The organism is Arthrobacter sp. Soil764 (assembly GCF_001428075.1).
GTDB lineage: Bacteria > Actinomycetota > Actinomycetes > Actinomycetales > Micrococcaceae > Arthrobacter.
Map to the genome: position 1 here is coordinate 119,204 of NZ_LMSI01000025.1, position 14,735 is coordinate 133,938.

Genomic DNA, 14,735 nt, shown 5'->3' on the forward strand with positions numbered 1-14,735 from the left:
TCACATCCGGAAGAGGCCGAAGGAGGTCTCCGGCAGGGGGGTGCGGGAGACGACGTCGAGGGCCAGGCCCAGGACGGTGCGGGTATCGGCGGGATCGATGACGGCGTCGTCCCAGAGCCGGGCGGTGGAGTAGTAGGGGCTGCCCTGGTCCTCGTACTGCTGCCGGATGGGCGCCTTGAAGGCTTCCTCGTCATCCGCCGGCCAGTCCTCACCAGCTGCTTCATACTGGTCCCGCTTCACGGTGGCCAGCACGCTGGCGGCCTGGTTGCCGCCCATCACCGAAATCCTGGCGGCGGGCCACATCCACAGGAACCTCGGCGAGTAGGCGCGGCCGCACATGGAGTAGTTTCCCGCCCCGAAGGAGCCGCCGATCACCACGGTCAGTTTTGGCACCCGCGCCGTGGCAACGGCCGTCACCATCTTGGCGCCGTTCTTGGCGATGCCGCCCTGCTCGGCGTCCCTGCCCACCATGAAGCCGGAGATGTTCTGCAGGAACAGCAGGGGAATACCGCGCTGGTCGCACAGCTCAATGAAGTGCGCGCCCTTGAGCGACGACTCGCTGAACAACACGCCGTTGTTGGCCACAATCCCCACCGGGTGCCCGTGGATCCGGGCAAATCCTGTGACCAGGGTGGTGCCGTAGTCCTTTTTGAACTCGTGGAACCTGCTGCCGTCCACCAGCCGGGCAATAACCTCGTGGACGTCATAGGGCGCGTTGACGTCGGTTGGCACGGCACCATAGAGCCCCTCCGGGTCCACGGCGGGTTCGACGGCGGGTTCCACCTGCCAGGCGGGCGCGGCGGGAGGCGGCAGGGTGGAGACGATGTCCCTGACGATCTGCAGGGCATGTTCGTCGTTTTCGGCGAGGTGGTCCGTCACGCCCGAGACCCGGGAGTGCACCTCGCCGCCGCCCAGTTCCTCGGCAGTGACGATTTCCCCGATTGCCGCCTTTACCAGGGGCGGGCCGCCCAGGAAGATGGTGCCCTGGTTCCGGACGATGACCGTTTCATCGCTCATCGCTGGGACATAGGCGCCGCCGGCCGTGCAGGACCCCATGACGGCAGCGATCTGTGGAATCTTGGCGGCCGAAAGCCGCGCCTGGTTGTAAAAGATCCGGCCAAAGTGGTCCCTGTCCGGGAAGACCTCGTCCTGCTTGGGCAGGAAGGCCCCGCCCGAATCCACCAGGTAGATGCAGGGAAGCCCGTTCTCCAGGGCGACCTCCTGGGCGCGGAGGTGCTTCTTCACCGTCATGGGGTAGTACGTGCCGCCCTTGACCGTGGCGTCGTTGGAGATGACCAGGACCTGCCGGCCGTGCACCAGGCCGATGCCGGCGATGACTCCAGCCCCGGGAGCCTCGTCGCCATACATCCCGTTCGCCGCCAGGGGCGCGATCTCAAGGAACGGGCTGCCCTCATCCAGCAACTGGTCGATCCGGTCCCGCGGCAGCAGCTTGCCCCGCGCCACGTGCCGGTCCCGCGACTTCTGGGGCCCGCCCAGCGCTGCATCCGCCAGCCTCTTCCGCAGTTCCCCCGCGAGCTCCAACTGTGCTTCCCGGTTGGTGCGGAAGGCCTCGCTTGCGGGGGCAAGCCGGGTGGCCAGGGTCTCCATTGACGATCCGTCCTTGTCTGTGCCGGGCCGGCTTTCCCGCCAACTCGGTTAGTGACTAATAACTGAAATTCAGGTTAGTCTCGATTAACTGTGATGTCCAACATAGGGCTGCCTTGGTAGAATCTGCGTCGGTCCGAGGAGGAAAAGTGTCCAGCAATACTGTGCAGCCGGTACCTGCCGCCCAGCCCGTTCCAACCACCCAATCCGTTCCAACAACCCAGCGCGGCAAGGCCAAGGAGAACCGGCGACAGGCCTTGCTGTCCGCTGCGGCTTCACTGTTCGCGCTGAACGGCTTCAACCGCGTTTCGCTGGAGGACCTCGGCGCGGCGGCAGGGGTCAGCGGCCCCGCGGTCTACCGCCACTTCCCCGGCAAGCAGGCTGTCCTGGCCGATCTCCTGGTCACCGTGAGCCAGGAACTGCTCGACGGCGGGCGCCAGATGGTGGACACCGCGCCGGATCCCCTGGCCGCCCTGCGGCGGCTGGTGGAGTTCCAGGTGGACTTCGCACTCAGCAAGCCGGATGTGATCCGGGTGCAGGACCGTGACTTCAGCAATTTGTCGGAGCAGGACCAGTCCACGGTGCGCACCCTGCAGCGCAGCTACGTGGAGGTGTGGGTGGACATCCTGGCCAAGGTCCACCCAGGAACAGATGCGGCTGAGCTGCGGATGCGTGCCCACGCCACGTTTGGCCTCATCAATTCCACGCCGCACTCGGTCCGGAGCCATGGCAGGAGGCTGGCGGCCGGAGCTGCCCGCCCCCTGCTCGAACGGATGGCACTTGCAGCGCTGATGGTGGACAGCGCGCCCGCCATCTAGCTTTGGAGCCGGCCGCTAGACCATCGTGAGGACCATTCCCGGTTCGGCCAGGATGGCCCCGACGTCGGCCAGGAACCGGGACCCCTGCTCACCGTCCACCAGGCGGTGGTCAAAGGACAGGCTCAGCGTGAGCACTTGGCGCAGCGCCACCTCGCCCTTGTACTCCCACGGCATGGTCCGAACCGCGCCCAGGCCAAGGATCGCCGCCTCCCCGGGATTAAGGATGGGCGTCCCCGCGTCGATACCGAAGACGCCGATGTTGGTGATGGAAATGGTGCCGCCGGAAAGGTCTGCGGGCGTGGTCTTGCCTGCCCGAGCCGTATCTGCGAGCGCCGTCAGCGCCTGGGCCAGCTGCGGGAGCGCCATGGCGTCGGCGTCCTTGATATTGGGGACCGTGAGTCCGCGGGGCGTGGCCGCTGCAATGCCCAGGTTCACGTAGTTGAAGGTGACAATCTCCTGGTTGTCTTCGTCCCAGCGGGAATTGAGAGCCGGGTTCCGCCGGAGGGCCACCAGGACAGCCTTGGCGGCAAGCGTCAGCGGGCTCAGCCTGGCTCCGGCGAAGTCCCTGCTGTTCTTGAGTTTTGCCAGCAGCTCAAGGCTGGGCGTGACATCAACGGTGAGGAATTCGGTGGCATGCGGTGCGGTGAAGGCGCTTTGGACCATTGCCGCCGCAGTATGTTTGCGCACGCCCTTGATGGGAATCCGGGTCTCCCGCTCCCCTGGCCGGGTTCCACCGGAGACGGTCACCTGCCCTGCCGTGGCCCCGGCAGGTTCACCTGCATGCCCCGCAAAGCCCTGGACGTCTTCCCGCGTGATCAGGCCGCCGGGACCGGTGCCGGTTACCTGTGTGAGGTCCACGCCCAGGTCCTTGGCCAGCTTCCGGACGGGAGGCGTGGACCGGGGGCGCTCTGCGGGCCGGGCATGTCCCGGCCTGGTGTCGATGGAACTGGGATGGACAGGCCTGGCTTCCACGGGCTCACCCACGTCCTGCAGGATCCCGGCTGGCTCCACCGGGCCGAGGTTCCGCTGCCGCCGGGTTGGCCGGCCGGAAGCTTCCACGACGGCGCCGTACCCCACCAGGTTTGGTTGCCGCTTCGGGCTCTCGCCAGCGTCCGGCGTTTCCCCGGCGGACTCCCCCTTCACGGGCGAAAAGGCGCCGGACCCCTGTGAAGGTGACGCGCCGTCGTCGTCCGCCACTTCAAAGGAGACGATCGGCTTGCCCACCTCCACAACGGAACCGGGCTGTTCGTGGAGTTCCCTGATTACGCCGGCGAACGGCGACGGGAGCTCCACCACTGCCTTGGCGGTTTCGACTTCGGCGATGACCTGGTTCAGGCTGACGGTATCGCCAACGCCCACTTTCCAACTGAGGATTTCAGACTCTGTGAGTCCCTCGCCCAGGTCGGGGAGCCGGAATTCCTTGATCATGGTGGCGCTCATCCTTCCAGCCCGCTCAGGGAATTGGGGCGGCCCAGGGCACGGTCCACGCCGTCCAGGATGCGGTCCAGGCCCGGCAGGTGGTGCATTTCCAGCTTGGAGTACGGGTAGGGAATGTCGAAACCGGTCACCCTCACCGGAGCCGCCTCAAGGTGGTAGAAGCACCGCTCGGTAATGCTTGCGGCCACTTCCGCCCCCAGACCGCCGGATTGCGCGGCCTCGTGCGTCACCACCAGTCGGCCGGTCTTCCGCACAGACGCCACCACGGGCTCATAATCCACGGGGGCCAGCGAGCGCAGGTCGATGACTTCAAGGGAGATACCCTCGTCGGCTGCGGCGGACGCGGCATCCAGGGCTGTCTTGACCAGGGGGCCATAAGCCACCAGGGTCACGTCGCTGCCGTCGGTCAGGACCCGGGCCTTGTCCATGGGCAGGGCGGAACGCGGATCCACGGACTCGTCCACTTCGCCTTTGTCGTGGTAGCGGCGCTTGGGCTCAAAGTACAGCACCGGGTCGTCGCACGCGATGGCCTGCTGGATCACCATGTAGGCGTCCTGCGGGTTGGCCACGGTCACCACCCGCAGGCCCGAGGTGTGCGTGAAGTAGGCTTCCGGCGATTCCGAGTGGTGCTCCGGTGAGCCGATGCCGCCGCCGAAAGGGACCCTGATGGTGATGGGCATCCTGACAGCTCCGCGGGTGCGGTAGTGGAGTTTGGCCACCTGGCTGACGATTTGGTCGAACGCCGGGTAGATGAAGCCGTCGAACTGGATTTCCACCACGGGACGGTAGCCGCGGTAGGCCAGGCCCACGGCGGTCCCCACGATGGCGGACTCCGCGAGCGGGGTGTCCACCACGCGGTGCTTGCCGAAGTCTTTTTGCAGGCCGTCCGTCACCCGGAACACGCCGCCCAGGGTACCGATGTCCTCGCCGAGGAGGACCACCTTGGAGTCGCTTTCCAGCGACTTGCGCAGCCCGGCATTAATGGCACGGGCAAAGGTCAACTGGGTCATCAGCGTGCACCTTCCTTGGAAACGGCTCCATCGGGGTCGCCGAAGGACGCCAGGTAACGGGCGTAGTGGTCCTGCTGGCGTTCCAGCCAGGAATTGGGCGTGCTGTAGACGTGCTTGAAAATGTCCATTGGCTGGGGTTCCGGCATGGTGGTGCAGCCGCGGCGCATCTCCGACGCAACGGCATCGGCTTTATCCTTGACCTGCTGCTGCAGCTCCGCGGTCAGGATCCCCTTCCGGTCCAGGAGGCCGGCAAGCCGGGAAATGGGGTCCTTGGCGGCCCAGTCCTCCAGTTCGTTGGCGTCCCGGTAGCGGGTGGGATCATCGGCGGTGGTGTGCGGGCCCATGCGGTAACTGACGGCTTCGATGAAGGTGGGGCCGCCGCCCCGGCGGGCCCGGTCCAGTGCCAGCCGGGTGGCAGCCATGACCGCCAGGACGTCATTGCCGTCCACGCGCAGGCTGGGGATGCCGAACCCGGTGGCCCGGTCCGCGAGCTGGATGTGGGACTGCAGGCGCACGGGCTCGGAGATGGCCCAGTGGTTGTTCGTGCAGAAGAACACCACTGGGGCCTGGAAGCTGGCGGCGAACACCATGGCCTCGTTGACGTCGCCCTCGCTGGTGGCTCCGTCACCGAAGTAGGTAACGGCCACCGCGTCCGCGCCGTCATTCTGGATCCCCATGGCGTAGCCCGTGGCGTGCAGTGTCTGGGCGCCAATGATGATCTGCGGCGTTGCCATGTTGATGCCGTAGGGGTCCCAGCCGCCGGACGCATTCCCCCGCCACACCCGCAGGAGGTCCGTCAGGTCAACCCCGCGGCAGTACGCCACGCCGTTTTCACGGTAGCTGGAGAAGACAAAGTCGTCCGCCCGCAGCGCCCTGCCGGACCCGATCTGCGCTGCCTCCTGGCCCAGCAGCGGGGGCCACAGGGCCAGCTCACCCTGCCGCTGCAGGGCCGTTGCCTCCACGTCGATCCGGCGGATGACGGTCATGTCCTCGAAGAGGGAGCACAACTGATCGTCGGTAATGTCCCTGACCCAAAAATCGAACTCCGGGTGGCTGATGCGCTCACCCGCCGGGGTGATCAGCTGGAGGAGATCCGGTCCTTTTACATCAGGGGTTGCTGTCATTTCGGGGGTTTGTGCGCCGCCAGGGCCCGTTTCGTCTGTAGACACGATTGCCGCAACCTTCGTACGTCGTTGACCCGTGGTTTTCGGACTTTTGGCCCTGCCGCCACCGGCCTTCCGGGCGTCATTGCCCCAGATACTGTGACCCTACTCACAATGCCCATCGGGTACAACCACTGCGCATCATGTTGAGCAGAATGCCCTATCTGGCTCCCGGACACCGTGCTAGCGTTGCGCATTATGCGAGCTTTGGATGGCACTGACACCCGCCTGTTGGCAGCACTCGCGCAGGATCCGCGCCGCACCGTCGTGGCACTCGCGCAGAAGCTGGGCCTGTCCCGCAACACGGTCCAGGCGCGCATGGCCCAGCTCGAGAAAAAGCATGTCTTCCTGTCCTTTGAGCGGCGCATCAATCCAGTGGCGCTGGGGTATCCGCTCATGGCTTTCATCTCCGTCCACGTTCAGCAGCAGAAGCTCGGGCAGCTCGCGGAGGAGATCGCCGCCATCCCCGAGGTCCTGGAGGGTTACGGCCTGACGGGATCAGCGGACCTGCTGCTGCGCGTGGTGGCCAGGGATGCCGAGGACCTGTTCAGGATCAACGGCAAAATCCTTGCCTGCGATGGCGTGGAGCGGGCTGACACCGCATTGGCCATGGGTGAGCTGATCCCCTTCCGGGTGCAGCCCCTGCTGGACCGCGGTTCAGAAGGGGCGTAGTTCAGAAGGGGCACAGTTCAGAAGGGGCACATGAGTCCGCCCGGCCTTTTCCGCATGTGCTGCTTCAGGCACGACGGCGGCGGACGGGGTTATAGGCTTGGTTGCAGTCATCGCCGGGCAGGGAAGGCCCGGGCAAGTCGCCAGCGCGCAGCGCAGTTCCCGAAAGGCTCCACTTTTGAGCAGCTCCCAGGATCCGTACCAGCAGGGCCGGACGGGCTACACACCACAGCAGTTGCCGTCGCCGGCGGAACAGCCCGCCCCGTTCGGACTGCCGGGGGAACCGCCCCGGCAACGGAACCGGCGGAAGCTGTGGATCATTCTTGGCAGCATCGGCGGGGTGCTGCTCCTGGTGATCCTCGGCGTCGTCATCCTGGTGAATGTGGTGGGCAGCGCAACCAACCAGGCCAGGGGCCTCGCCGACGACTTCACCAGGAAGGTCATCGCCGGCGACACCTCCCGAGCCTACGACGAATACCTTGACCCCGCCCTTCAGAAGCAGCTCTCCAAGGAAGCCTTCATCTCCGGGGTGAAGAGCCTGGAGATGGACAGCTCCTGCCAGCCCGCGTACAACGACCTTAAGGTGTCCACTGAGAACGGGGTGAAGTCGGCCGAGGTGGTGGGCCAGATCAGCTGCACGGGCAAGAAGGTGGACATGGCGTACCGCTTCGAAGGCAAGGACCGGCTGCTCATGACCAACATCAAGCTGCGGCCGGCGGCCTAGCCGGGCGGAGAAGTGGAAAGGGTACTGATCTTTTTACCCATCCACCCGCGTCCATGAACCGAATCGCTTCCGAGGGTCCCACCCAGGGGCCCGTTGGTCCGGCGGGAACTGTTGCCCGCCCCATCGGAAGGAATTGGCCATGCGCAACTCACCCAACCGCCTCGTCGCCACCATTTTCGGAGCCGTCTACCTCTTGGTGGGCCTGCTGGGCTTCGCTGTCACGTCCGGCGTCGGTTTCACCGCCACTGAAGGCGCGAACCTGATCATTTTCGAAGTCAACCCGCTGCACAATGTCATCCACCTCGCTATCGGTGCCGCGCTTCTTTTTGCCGGGCTTCGGGGGACGGACAGCGCCCGCACGGTGAACGCGACGGTGGGCGCCGTGTACCTCCTGGTGGGCATCGTGGGACTGTTCCTGCTGAACTCGCCGCTGAACATCATCGCCCTGAACGGCGCCGACAACGTCCTCCACCTCGCCAGTGCCGTACTCCTCCTGGGCGTGGGCCTGTCCCTGGACAAGTCCCCCGCCGCTGCCCAGGCCTAACCGTGGCGACGCCGGGAATGGCATCGCTCCGGCCCGCTGCACCGGCCGGCCGGGGCGCGCCACCGCCTCTGACAGGCGTGCCGGAGGTCCAGGTGTCGCAGGCCGGCCCTGCCGTTCGTCTCTTCACCGGGTTCGCGGGCTTCGGGGCAGGATCGGTCAATCTGGCCCTGTCGTCGAGTGTCTTTGCGGCATCAGCGGGACCTGCGGCGCCACCGGCCGTTTTTGCCGGCGTGCTGGCCGGCGCCTGGGGACTGGCCCTGCTGGCCGGCGCCGTGGTGTTCCTGGCCAGGGACCGGCTGGCCGGCGGGCCCTGGGCGCGGTACGTGCTGGCCGGCGCGGCCGCCATCCATCTGGCCGCGATAGCATTCACGCCGGTTAACACGGCCGCCTCCAACCTGAGCCTGACGCAACTTTCGGCGCTGCTGCTCACGCTCATGATCATTGCGTCGCTCGGGTGGCTCCAGCGGGCCGCCGTCCGGCAACGCGGTGGTGGGCAGGCCAATGAACGGCAACTGGTTCGCGCTGCTCCGGCGGGGACGGGAGTGCGGCCGGGCCGGCTCCTGCTGGCAGCTTTCGCCGGCGCCGTCCTGGTGGCAGGAATAACGACGCCGGGACTCGCCGCTTCCACGCCCGGCCAGTACGCCGTCCCGCACAGCGGCCACAACAACCTGGTGCCGGGCAGCCACCACCAGCCCTGAACCCTCCCGGGGAACCTGGCAAGGGCCCACGGAAAGAGCCTCCAGGCCGCGGTTTGCGGCTGGAGGCTCCTCCCGTTTTACGCCCGTGCGGCCGGCGTATCGGTTAGCGGTCCACGTATTAGTGGTCCAGCTATCAGTGGTCGACGGCCTTTTCGGCTCCGATGCCCGTGAGCGAGCGGACTTCCATTTCGGCCTGCTTGGCGGGATCCTCCTTCTTCTTGTCCAGGGTGGTTCCCAGCCAGCCCAGGAAGAAGGCCAGCGGAATGGACACGATGCCCGGGTTGCTGAGCGGGAAGAGGGCGAAGTTGGCGCCCGGGATCATCGAGGTCTTGGCTCCGGAAACCACCGGGGAGAACACGATGAGCAGGATCGCCGAAGCCAGGCCGCCGTACATGCTCCACACCGCGCCCTGGGTGGTGAACTTCCGCCAGAACAGCGAGTAGATGATGGTGGGCAGGTTGGCTGATGCGGCGACGGCGAAGGCCAGCGCCACCAGGAAGGCCACGTTCTGGCCGTTGGCGAAGATGCCGCCCAGGATGGCCAGGATGCCGATCACCACCACGGTGCGCCGTGCCACCCGGACTTCCGTGGCGGCGTCTGCCTTGCCCTTGGCGATGACGTTGGCGTAGATGTCATGTGCGAAGGATGCGGCGGCCGTGATGGTCAGGCCGGCCACCACCGCCAGGATGGTGGCGAACGCCACCGCGGAGATGAAGCCGAGCAGCAGCGGCCCGCCCAGGTGGAAGGCCAGCAGTGGGGCGGCCGAGTTAACTCCGCCAGGGGCGCTCTTGATCGTGTCGGCACCCACCAGCGCTGCGGCGCCGTAGCCCAGCACCAGCGTGAAGAGGTAGAAGAGGCCGATGAGCCAGATGGACCAGACCACGGACTTGCGGGCTTCCTTGGCCGTGGGAACTGTGTAGAAGCGCATCAGGACGTGCGGCAGGGCTGCCGTACCCAGGACCAGGGCAAGGCCCAGGGACATGAAGTCCAGCTTGGAGGTGTCCGACTTGCCGTACTGCAGGCCGGGGTTCAGGACCGCAGGATTGTTGGCCGTCTCCACGGCGCCGCCCAGCAGGGCGGAGAGGTTGAAGCCGTAGATGGCGAGGACCCACAACGTCATGACGGCGGCGCCGGCGATCAGCAGCATGGCTTTGATGATCTGGACCCAGGTGGTGCCCTTCATGCCGCCAATCAGGACGTACATGATCATGAGGGCGCCGACGACGATGATCACCAGCGCCTGGCCGCCCCAGTCGCTGATACCGAGCAGGAGGGAAATGAGGCTGCCCGCGCCGGCCATTTGGGCCAGCAGGTAGAAGAAGCAGACGGCCAGCGTGGAGATGGCTGCCGCGATCCGCACCGGGCGCTGCTTCAGCCGGAAGGAGAGCACATCGGCCATGGTGAACTTGCCGGTGTTGCGGAGAAGTTCAGCCACCAGCAGCAGTGCCACCAGCCAGGCCACCAGGAAGCCGATGGAGTACATGAACCCGTCATAGCCGTTGATGGCGATGGCGCCGGTGATGCCCAGGAAGGATGCTGCCGACAGGTAGTCGCCGGCGATGGCGGTGCCGTTCTGCGAGCCGGTGAAGGAGCGGCCGGCGGCGTAGTAGTCGGCGGCGGTCTTGTTGTTGCGGCTGGCCCGGAACACGATCACCATGGTCACGGCCACGAACAGGCCGAAGATGCCCATGTTCAAAAGGGTGGTGTCCTTGAGGGCGGCGACGTCCACCGCAGCTGGAATTGCGATCATTTGTTGGCCCCGCCCACTCGGTTTCCGTCCTTATCGAATTCGTGGCCCTCGATCTCCTGCCTGATTTCGGAGGCGATGGGGTCCAGTTTCCGGTTGGAGTAGTGCACGTACCAGCCGGTGATGGCGAAGGTGGAGATGAACTGGAGCAGGCCCAGGATCAGGCCGACGTTGATGTTGCCCCATACCTTGGTGGACATGAAGCCCACCGCGTAGTCCGCGAGCAGGACGTAGGCGAAGTACCACAGCAGGAAGGCCACTGCCATGGGGAAGACAAAGCTGCGGTGACGCTTGCGCAATTCCTGGAACTGCCCGGTCGACTGGACTTGTTCGAAGTCCACGGACGCCGCTGCGTCCGGAGTATGGGCATCGTGACCCATCGTTCCTCCTCATTGAGATGTGACACCAATCACTCTGCCGTCCGTTGCCCTGTCCGTTCCATAACCTGGCCGCCCACGGTCGCTCAACGGTTGCGATGCTGCGCCTAACGGCACCCGCAGCTACGCTGGGCACCATGCCGGACTCCCCCCTCCTCACCGCTGCGGCCGTTGCGGTGATCGCCATGGCCATCGCCGTCGTCGTCGGCGTGGGCCTGAAGGTGCTCCGCTCCTTCAGGGAGCTGGGCACCGACGCCGAACGCGCCACGTACCACACGCTCCACGCGGCCTCCCAGGCCGGGCAGCACCTGCGCCGCGGCCTGAACCCGGCCGGGGCGGCGAAAGCCAGCCGTCAGCTGCGCGCCCTCCTGGCCTGCGACGCCCTGGCCATTACGGACACCTCGGGCGTACTTGCGTGGGACGGGGGCGCCGAGGACATCAGGCCGCGCCTGATGGAACTCGCTGCCGGGGTCCTTGCTTCGGGCCGGACAGCCGTCCTGTCAGCAGGCGGCGATGGGACCGGTGGCCGCCTTGCCGGCGTCATCGCCCCCGTACGGGCGGGCACGCGGATCGTGGGCGCCGTGGCCGCCTTCGCCCCTTCCGCGGGGGCAGGCCTGGTGAGGGCCACGGGGGAAGTGGCTGACTGGGTGGCGGTCCAGGTGGAACTGGCCGAACTGGACGCCTCCCGGACCCTGCTGATGGAGGCGGAAGTCCGGGCCCTGCGCGCCCAGATCAGCCCGCACTTCATCTACAACTCACTCAATGCCATCGCGTCCTTCATCAACACCGATCCGGAGCGGGCCAGGGAACTGGTGGTGGAGTTCGCCGATTTCACCCGCTACTCGTTCCGAAGGCACGGCGACTTCACCACCCTCGCCGAGGAGCTGCGCTGCATTGACCGCTACCTGCTCCTGGAGCGGGCCCGGTTCGGTGAGCGGGTACAGGTCAGCCTGCGGATCGCGCCCGAGGTACTGGGCACCGTCATCCCCTTCCTCAGCCTGCAGCCGCTGGTGGAGAACGCCGTCCGGCACGGGCTTGAGGCCAAGGCCGGGCCCGGACACATCACCATCACCGCGGAGGACGCCGGCGCTTTCGCGGAGGTCACCATCGAGGACGACGGCGTGGGGATGGATCCGGAGCAGCTCCGGTCGGTGCTGGCGGGCCACACCGACGGGGACCACGTGGGGCTGAGGAACGTGGACGCCCGCCTCCGCCAGGTGTATGGCAACGACCATGGACTGGTGGTGGAGACGGCGCCGGGCGAGGGAACGCTGATCACCATGCGGGTGCCAAAGTCCCAGCCCGGGCACGATGCGTGAGGACGGCACTGCAGCTGGAAGTACCCTAGGAGAATGATTAACGTCCTCGTCGTTGATGATGAGCTGCCCGCCGTTGAGGAACTGGCCTTCCTGCTGGGCAGGGACGAACGCATCGGAAAAGTGCTGCGGGCCACGTCCGGCGCTGAAGCGATGACGGCCCTGTCTGCCGGAAACATCGACGCTGTCTTCCTGGACATCCACATGCCCGCCGTGTCCGGCCTGGACATCGCCGGCGCCATTGCCCGGAGCAGCAATCCGCCGGCCGTTGTTTTTGTCACCGCTGACGAGGACCACGCCTTGGCGGCGTTCGAACTCGCCGCCGTGGACTACCTTCTCAAGCCGGTGCGTGCCGAACGCCTGGCCCGTTGCGTGGCGCGGGTTTGTGAACTGCGCGACGGCGGTGCGGCACCTGAGATGATCACCGTTGACCAGGGGGGAACCACCAGGATGATCCGCCGGGACGACGTCACGTACGTCCAGGCGCAGGGTGACTACGCGCGCCTGCACACCGCCGATGCCAGCTACCTCATCCGGGTGCCGCTGGCAGATCTTGAACAGCAGTGGGCGGACGCCGGCTTTATCCGCACCCACCGCTCCTACCTGGTGGCGTTGAAGCATGTGTCCTCGATGAAGCTGGCGGCAGACGGGCCGCGCGTCACGGTGGCCGGTGCGGGCCTTCCCATCAGCCGGCGGCATCTGCCCACCGTGCGGGAGAAGCTGGAGGCCACCAGGATCAGGCCGCACGCATGACCCGCGTCCGCGTCACCGCTCCCCTTGCATCCCCCCGGTCGCCGGTGGCCGGCGGGCGGAGTCCGCTTGAGTCACGGGAAGCCGCCCAGGATTCCGAAGTGGGACAGGTGTTCGTTCGTTCCCTGATCAGGTCGCAGCTGCGGCTGGCCCTGGTGGTGGCTGGCGGCTTCCTGCTGATCCTTGCCGCGTTCCCGTTGATCCTGGTGGTGGTTCCGGGCCTTGCCGAAACCCGGATCGCCGGTATCCCCTTCGGCTGGCTCCTGCTGGGCGCCGGTATGTACCCCGTGATAGGGCTGAGTGCGTGGCTGTACGTCAGGACGGCGGCCCGCAACGAGGCCCGGTACCGCGACCTTGCCGGTGAGCAGTGAGGCGCCCGTGAATGCCGGGCTGGCCATAACAGCGGTTGCGGTGGTCTCCCTCGCCACCGCCATTATCGGTTTCTACGGGCTGCGGATCTCACGCACCACGGGTGACTTCTACGTTGCCTCGCGTACGGTGCGGCCATGGTGGAACGCGTCCGCCATCGGCGGCGAGTACCTGTCCGCCGCAAGCTTCCTGGGCGTGGCCGGACTCATCCTGCTGTCCGGGACCGACGCACTCTGGTTCCCGGTGGGTTATACGGCCGGTTACCTGATGCTGCTGCTCTTCGTCGCCGCCCCGCTGCGCCGTTCGGGCGCCTACACCATCCCGGACTTTACGGAGGCGCGGCTTTCGTCCAGGACGGTCCGCAGGGTCACCAGCGTGGTGGTGGTCATGGTCGGGTGGCTCTATATCGTTCCGCAGCTCCACGGCGCCGCGCTCACCATCCAGATCTCCACGGGACTGCCGTCCTGGGTAGGTTCAGTGTCTGTCGTGGTGGTGGTGTGCCTGACGGTGGTGGCGGGCGGGATGCGGTCCATCACCTTTGTCCAGGCGTTCCAGTACTGGCTCAAGCTGACGGCCCTGGCCGTGCCCATCCTGTTCATCATCTTCGTGCTGGCCGGGAACGGCGCCGAGCCGCAGTCGCTGCCGGCGGTCAATCCCACGGACCTGGCCCCGGCCGGGCTGTACCAGAATGTGTCCCTGCTGGTGGCGCTGCTGTTCGGGACCCTGGGGCTGCCCCACGTGCTGGTGCGTTTCTACACCAATCCGGACGGCCATTCAGCCCGGCGCACCACGCTGATCGTCCTGGGCCTGCTGTCCGTGTTCTACCTCTTCCCCACCGCCTACGGCCTGGTGGCCCGCATGTACGCGCCGGGCCTGGCCCGATCGGGACAGCCGGACGCCATGGTCCTGCGGCTGCCCGGCGAACTCGTGGGCGGGCTGCCGGGGGACCTGCTCTCCGCCCTGGTGGTGGCAGGCGCCTTCGCCGCCTTCCTGTCCACAACGTCCGGCCTGGTGGTGTCCCTTGCCGGCGTCATCAGCCAGGACGTCCTGGGCGGCAGCGTCCGCGGGTTCCGCCTCGCCGCCGTCGTGTCCGCCGTCGTCCCCCTGGGTTTTGCCTTCATGACCGGCTCCCTGGCACTGGCCGGCAGCGTCGGCTTGGTGTTCGCCTTCACGGCCTCCACGGTATGCCCGGTCCTGCTGCTTGGCATCTGGTGGCGCGGCCTGACGGATACCGGGGCCATCGCCGGGATGCTGACGGGCGGCCTGCTCTGCGGAGGGGCCATGATTGTGGGCTCCCTGTCCGGTGCGGGCCTGTCCGGTTCAGGCCAGACCCCGGCCTGGCTCGCGCAGCCTGCGGCGTGGAGCGTTCCTGCCGCCTTCGCCGTCATGGTCATCGTCTCCCGTGCCACGGCCCACCGGATTCCCGCAACGATGCCCCGCACCATGACCCGCCTCCACACCCCGGAACGGCCGCTGGCAACCGAACGGGGATCGGGAGGACAATAACG

Annotated in this window: 15 protein-coding genes; 9 read left to right on the plus strand and 6 right to left on the minus strand. The window is 66.8% G+C overall.

Annotation, left to right across the window (positions count from 1 at the left end):
- Positions 1-1,608, minus strand: a complete 1,608-nt coding sequence (locus tag ASG86_RS19565) for a carboxyl transferase domain-containing protein (protein ID WP_056338495.1) — start codon at positions 1,606-1,608, stop codon at positions 1-3.
- 161 nt (positions 1,609-1,769) lie between these two features.
- Between ASG86_RS19565 and ASG86_RS19570 the strand changes: the two genes are divergently transcribed.
- Positions 1,770-2,423 (plus strand): SACE_7040 family transcriptional regulator, encoded by a 654-nt coding sequence (locus ASG86_RS19570; RefSeq protein WP_056338749.1) that lies wholly within the window; start codon positions 1,770-1,772, stop codon positions 2,421-2,423.
- Between the two features lie 15 nt (positions 2,424-2,438).
- On the opposite strand, the gene ASG86_RS19575 is transcribed toward ASG86_RS19570, so the two are convergent.
- The 3 genes from ASG86_RS19575 to pdhA are packed head-to-tail and all read right to left on the minus strand — an operon-like array spanning position 2,439 to position 6,039.
- Positions 2,439-3,851, minus strand: coding sequence for a dihydrolipoamide acetyltransferase family protein (locus tag ASG86_RS19575; protein ID WP_235565244.1), 1,413 nt, complete (start codon positions 3,849-3,851; stop codon positions 2,439-2,441).
- An 8-nt stretch (positions 3,852-3,859) separates the two neighbouring features.
- Positions 3,860-4,870 carry an alpha-ketoacid dehydrogenase subunit beta gene (locus ASG86_RS19580; protein WP_056338499.1) on the minus strand — a complete coding sequence of 337 codons (1,011 nt, stop codon included), beginning with the start codon at positions 4,868-4,870 and terminating at the stop codon, positions 3,860-3,862.
- On the minus strand, positions 4,870-6,039 hold the full coding sequence (gene pdhA, locus ASG86_RS19585; protein WP_056338502.1) for a pyruvate dehydrogenase (acetyl-transferring) E1 component subunit alpha: 1,170 nt from the start codon (positions 6,037-6,039) through the stop codon (positions 4,870-4,872). The genes ASG86_RS19580 and pdhA overlap by 1 nt, the downstream gene beginning before the upstream one ends.
- Positions 6,040-6,231: 192 nt before the next feature.
- Between pdhA and ASG86_RS19590 the strand changes: the two genes are divergently transcribed.
- The 4 genes from ASG86_RS19590 to ASG86_RS19605 all read left to right on the plus strand — a co-directional run bounded on the left by ASG86_RS19590 (position 6,232) and on the right by ASG86_RS19605 (position 8,668).
- Positions 6,232-6,705 (plus strand): Lrp/AsnC family transcriptional regulator, encoded by a 474-nt coding sequence (locus ASG86_RS19590; RefSeq protein WP_056338506.1) that lies wholly within the window; start codon positions 6,232-6,234, stop codon positions 6,703-6,705.
- 175 nt (positions 6,706-6,880) lie between these two features.
- Positions 6,881-7,426 carry a hypothetical protein gene (locus ASG86_RS19595; protein WP_082566866.1) on the plus strand — a complete coding sequence of 182 codons (546 nt, stop codon included), beginning with the start codon at positions 6,881-6,883 and terminating at the stop codon, positions 7,424-7,426.
- Positions 7,427-7,565: 139 nt separating this feature from the next.
- On the plus strand, positions 7,566-7,970 hold the full coding sequence (locus tag ASG86_RS19600; RefSeq protein ID WP_056338509.1) for a DUF4383 domain-containing protein: 405 nt from the start codon (positions 7,566-7,568) through the stop codon (positions 7,968-7,970).
- Between the two features lie 77 nt (positions 7,971-8,047).
- Positions 8,048-8,668 (plus strand): hypothetical protein, encoded by a 621-nt coding sequence (locus ASG86_RS19605; protein WP_082566867.1) that lies wholly within the window; start codon positions 8,048-8,050, stop codon positions 8,666-8,668.
- A gap of 133 nt (positions 8,669-8,801) precedes the next feature.
- On the opposite strand, the gene ASG86_RS19610 is transcribed toward ASG86_RS19605, so the two are convergent.
- Both ASG86_RS19610 and ASG86_RS19615 read right to left on the minus strand, forming a co-directional pair.
- Positions 8,802-10,418: a solute symporter family protein gene (locus tag ASG86_RS19610; protein ID WP_056338514.1), complete on the minus strand. Its 1,617-nt coding sequence runs from the start codon at positions 10,416-10,418 to the stop codon at positions 8,802-8,804.
- On the minus strand, positions 10,415-10,795 hold the full coding sequence (locus tag ASG86_RS19615) for a DUF485 domain-containing protein (RefSeq protein WP_056338517.1): 381 nt from the start codon (positions 10,793-10,795) through the stop codon (positions 10,415-10,417). Before ASG86_RS19615 ends, ASG86_RS19610 begins: the two co-directional genes overlap by 4 nt.
- Before the next feature lie 134 nt (positions 10,796-10,929).
- Between ASG86_RS19615 and ASG86_RS19620 the strand changes: the two genes are divergently transcribed.
- From ASG86_RS19620 to ASG86_RS19635, 4 genes are read left to right on the plus strand one after another with little or no spacing between them, the layout of a single operon-like run.
- Complete coding sequence (locus tag ASG86_RS19620) at positions 10,930-12,111, plus strand: sensor histidine kinase (RefSeq protein WP_056338522.1); 1,182 nt, start codon at positions 10,930-10,932, stop codon at positions 12,109-12,111.
- Positions 12,112-12,144: 33 nt separating this feature from the next.
- Positions 12,145-12,861, plus strand: a complete 717-nt coding sequence (locus tag ASG86_RS19625; RefSeq protein WP_056338526.1) for a LytR/AlgR family response regulator transcription factor — start codon at positions 12,145-12,147, stop codon at positions 12,859-12,861.
- Positions 12,858-13,229, plus strand: coding sequence for a hypothetical protein (locus tag ASG86_RS19630; RefSeq protein WP_056338529.1), 372 nt, complete (start codon positions 12,858-12,860; stop codon positions 13,227-13,229). Before ASG86_RS19625 ends, ASG86_RS19630 begins: the two co-directional genes overlap by 4 nt.
- 7 nt (positions 13,230-13,236) lie before the next feature.
- Complete coding sequence (locus tag ASG86_RS19635) at positions 13,237-14,733, plus strand: sodium/solute symporter (RefSeq protein ID WP_056338755.1); 1,497 nt, start codon at positions 13,237-13,239, stop codon at positions 14,731-14,733.
- Positions 14,734-14,735: the final 2 nt, after the last annotated feature.

What these genes read in the sequence shown, in the direction of transcription:
- ASG86_RS19565 (WP_056338495.1), bottom strand. Translation starts at nt 1,608, where the DNA reads ATGGAGACCCTGGCCACCCGGCTTGCCCCCGCAAGCGAGGCCTTCCGC.
- ASG86_RS19575 (WP_235565244.1), bottom strand. Translation starts at nt 3,851, where the DNA reads ATGATCAAGGAATTCCGGCTCCCCGACCTGGGCGAGGGACTCACAGAG.
- ASG86_RS19580 (WP_056338499.1), bottom strand. Translation starts at nt 4,870, where the DNA reads ATGACCCAGTTGACCTTTGCCCGTGCCATTAATGCCGGGCTGCGCAAG.
- ASG86_RS19590 (WP_056338506.1), top strand. Translation starts at nt 6,232, where the DNA reads ATGCGAGCTTTGGATGGCACTGACACCCGCCTGTTGGCAGCACTCGCG.
- ASG86_RS19600 (WP_056338509.1), top strand. Translation starts at nt 7,566, where the DNA reads ATGCGCAACTCACCCAACCGCCTCGTCGCCACCATTTTCGGAGCCGTC.
- ASG86_RS19610 (WP_056338514.1), bottom strand. Translation starts at nt 10,418, where the DNA reads ATGATCGCAATTCCAGCTGCGGTGGACGTCGCCGCCCTCAAGGACACC.
- ASG86_RS19615 (WP_056338517.1), bottom strand. Translation starts at nt 10,795, where the DNA reads ATGGGTCACGATGCCCATACTCCGGACGCAGCGGCGTCCGTGGACTTC.
- ASG86_RS19620 (WP_056338522.1), top strand. Translation starts at nt 10,930, where the DNA reads ATGCCGGACTCCCCCCTCCTCACCGCTGCGGCCGTTGCGGTGATCGCC.
- ASG86_RS19625 (WP_056338526.1), top strand. Translation starts at nt 12,145, where the DNA reads ATGATTAACGTCCTCGTCGTTGATGATGAGCTGCCCGCCGTTGAGGAA.
- ASG86_RS19630 (WP_056338529.1), top strand. Translation starts at nt 12,858, where the DNA reads ATGACCCGCGTCCGCGTCACCGCTCCCCTTGCATCCCCCCGGTCGCCG.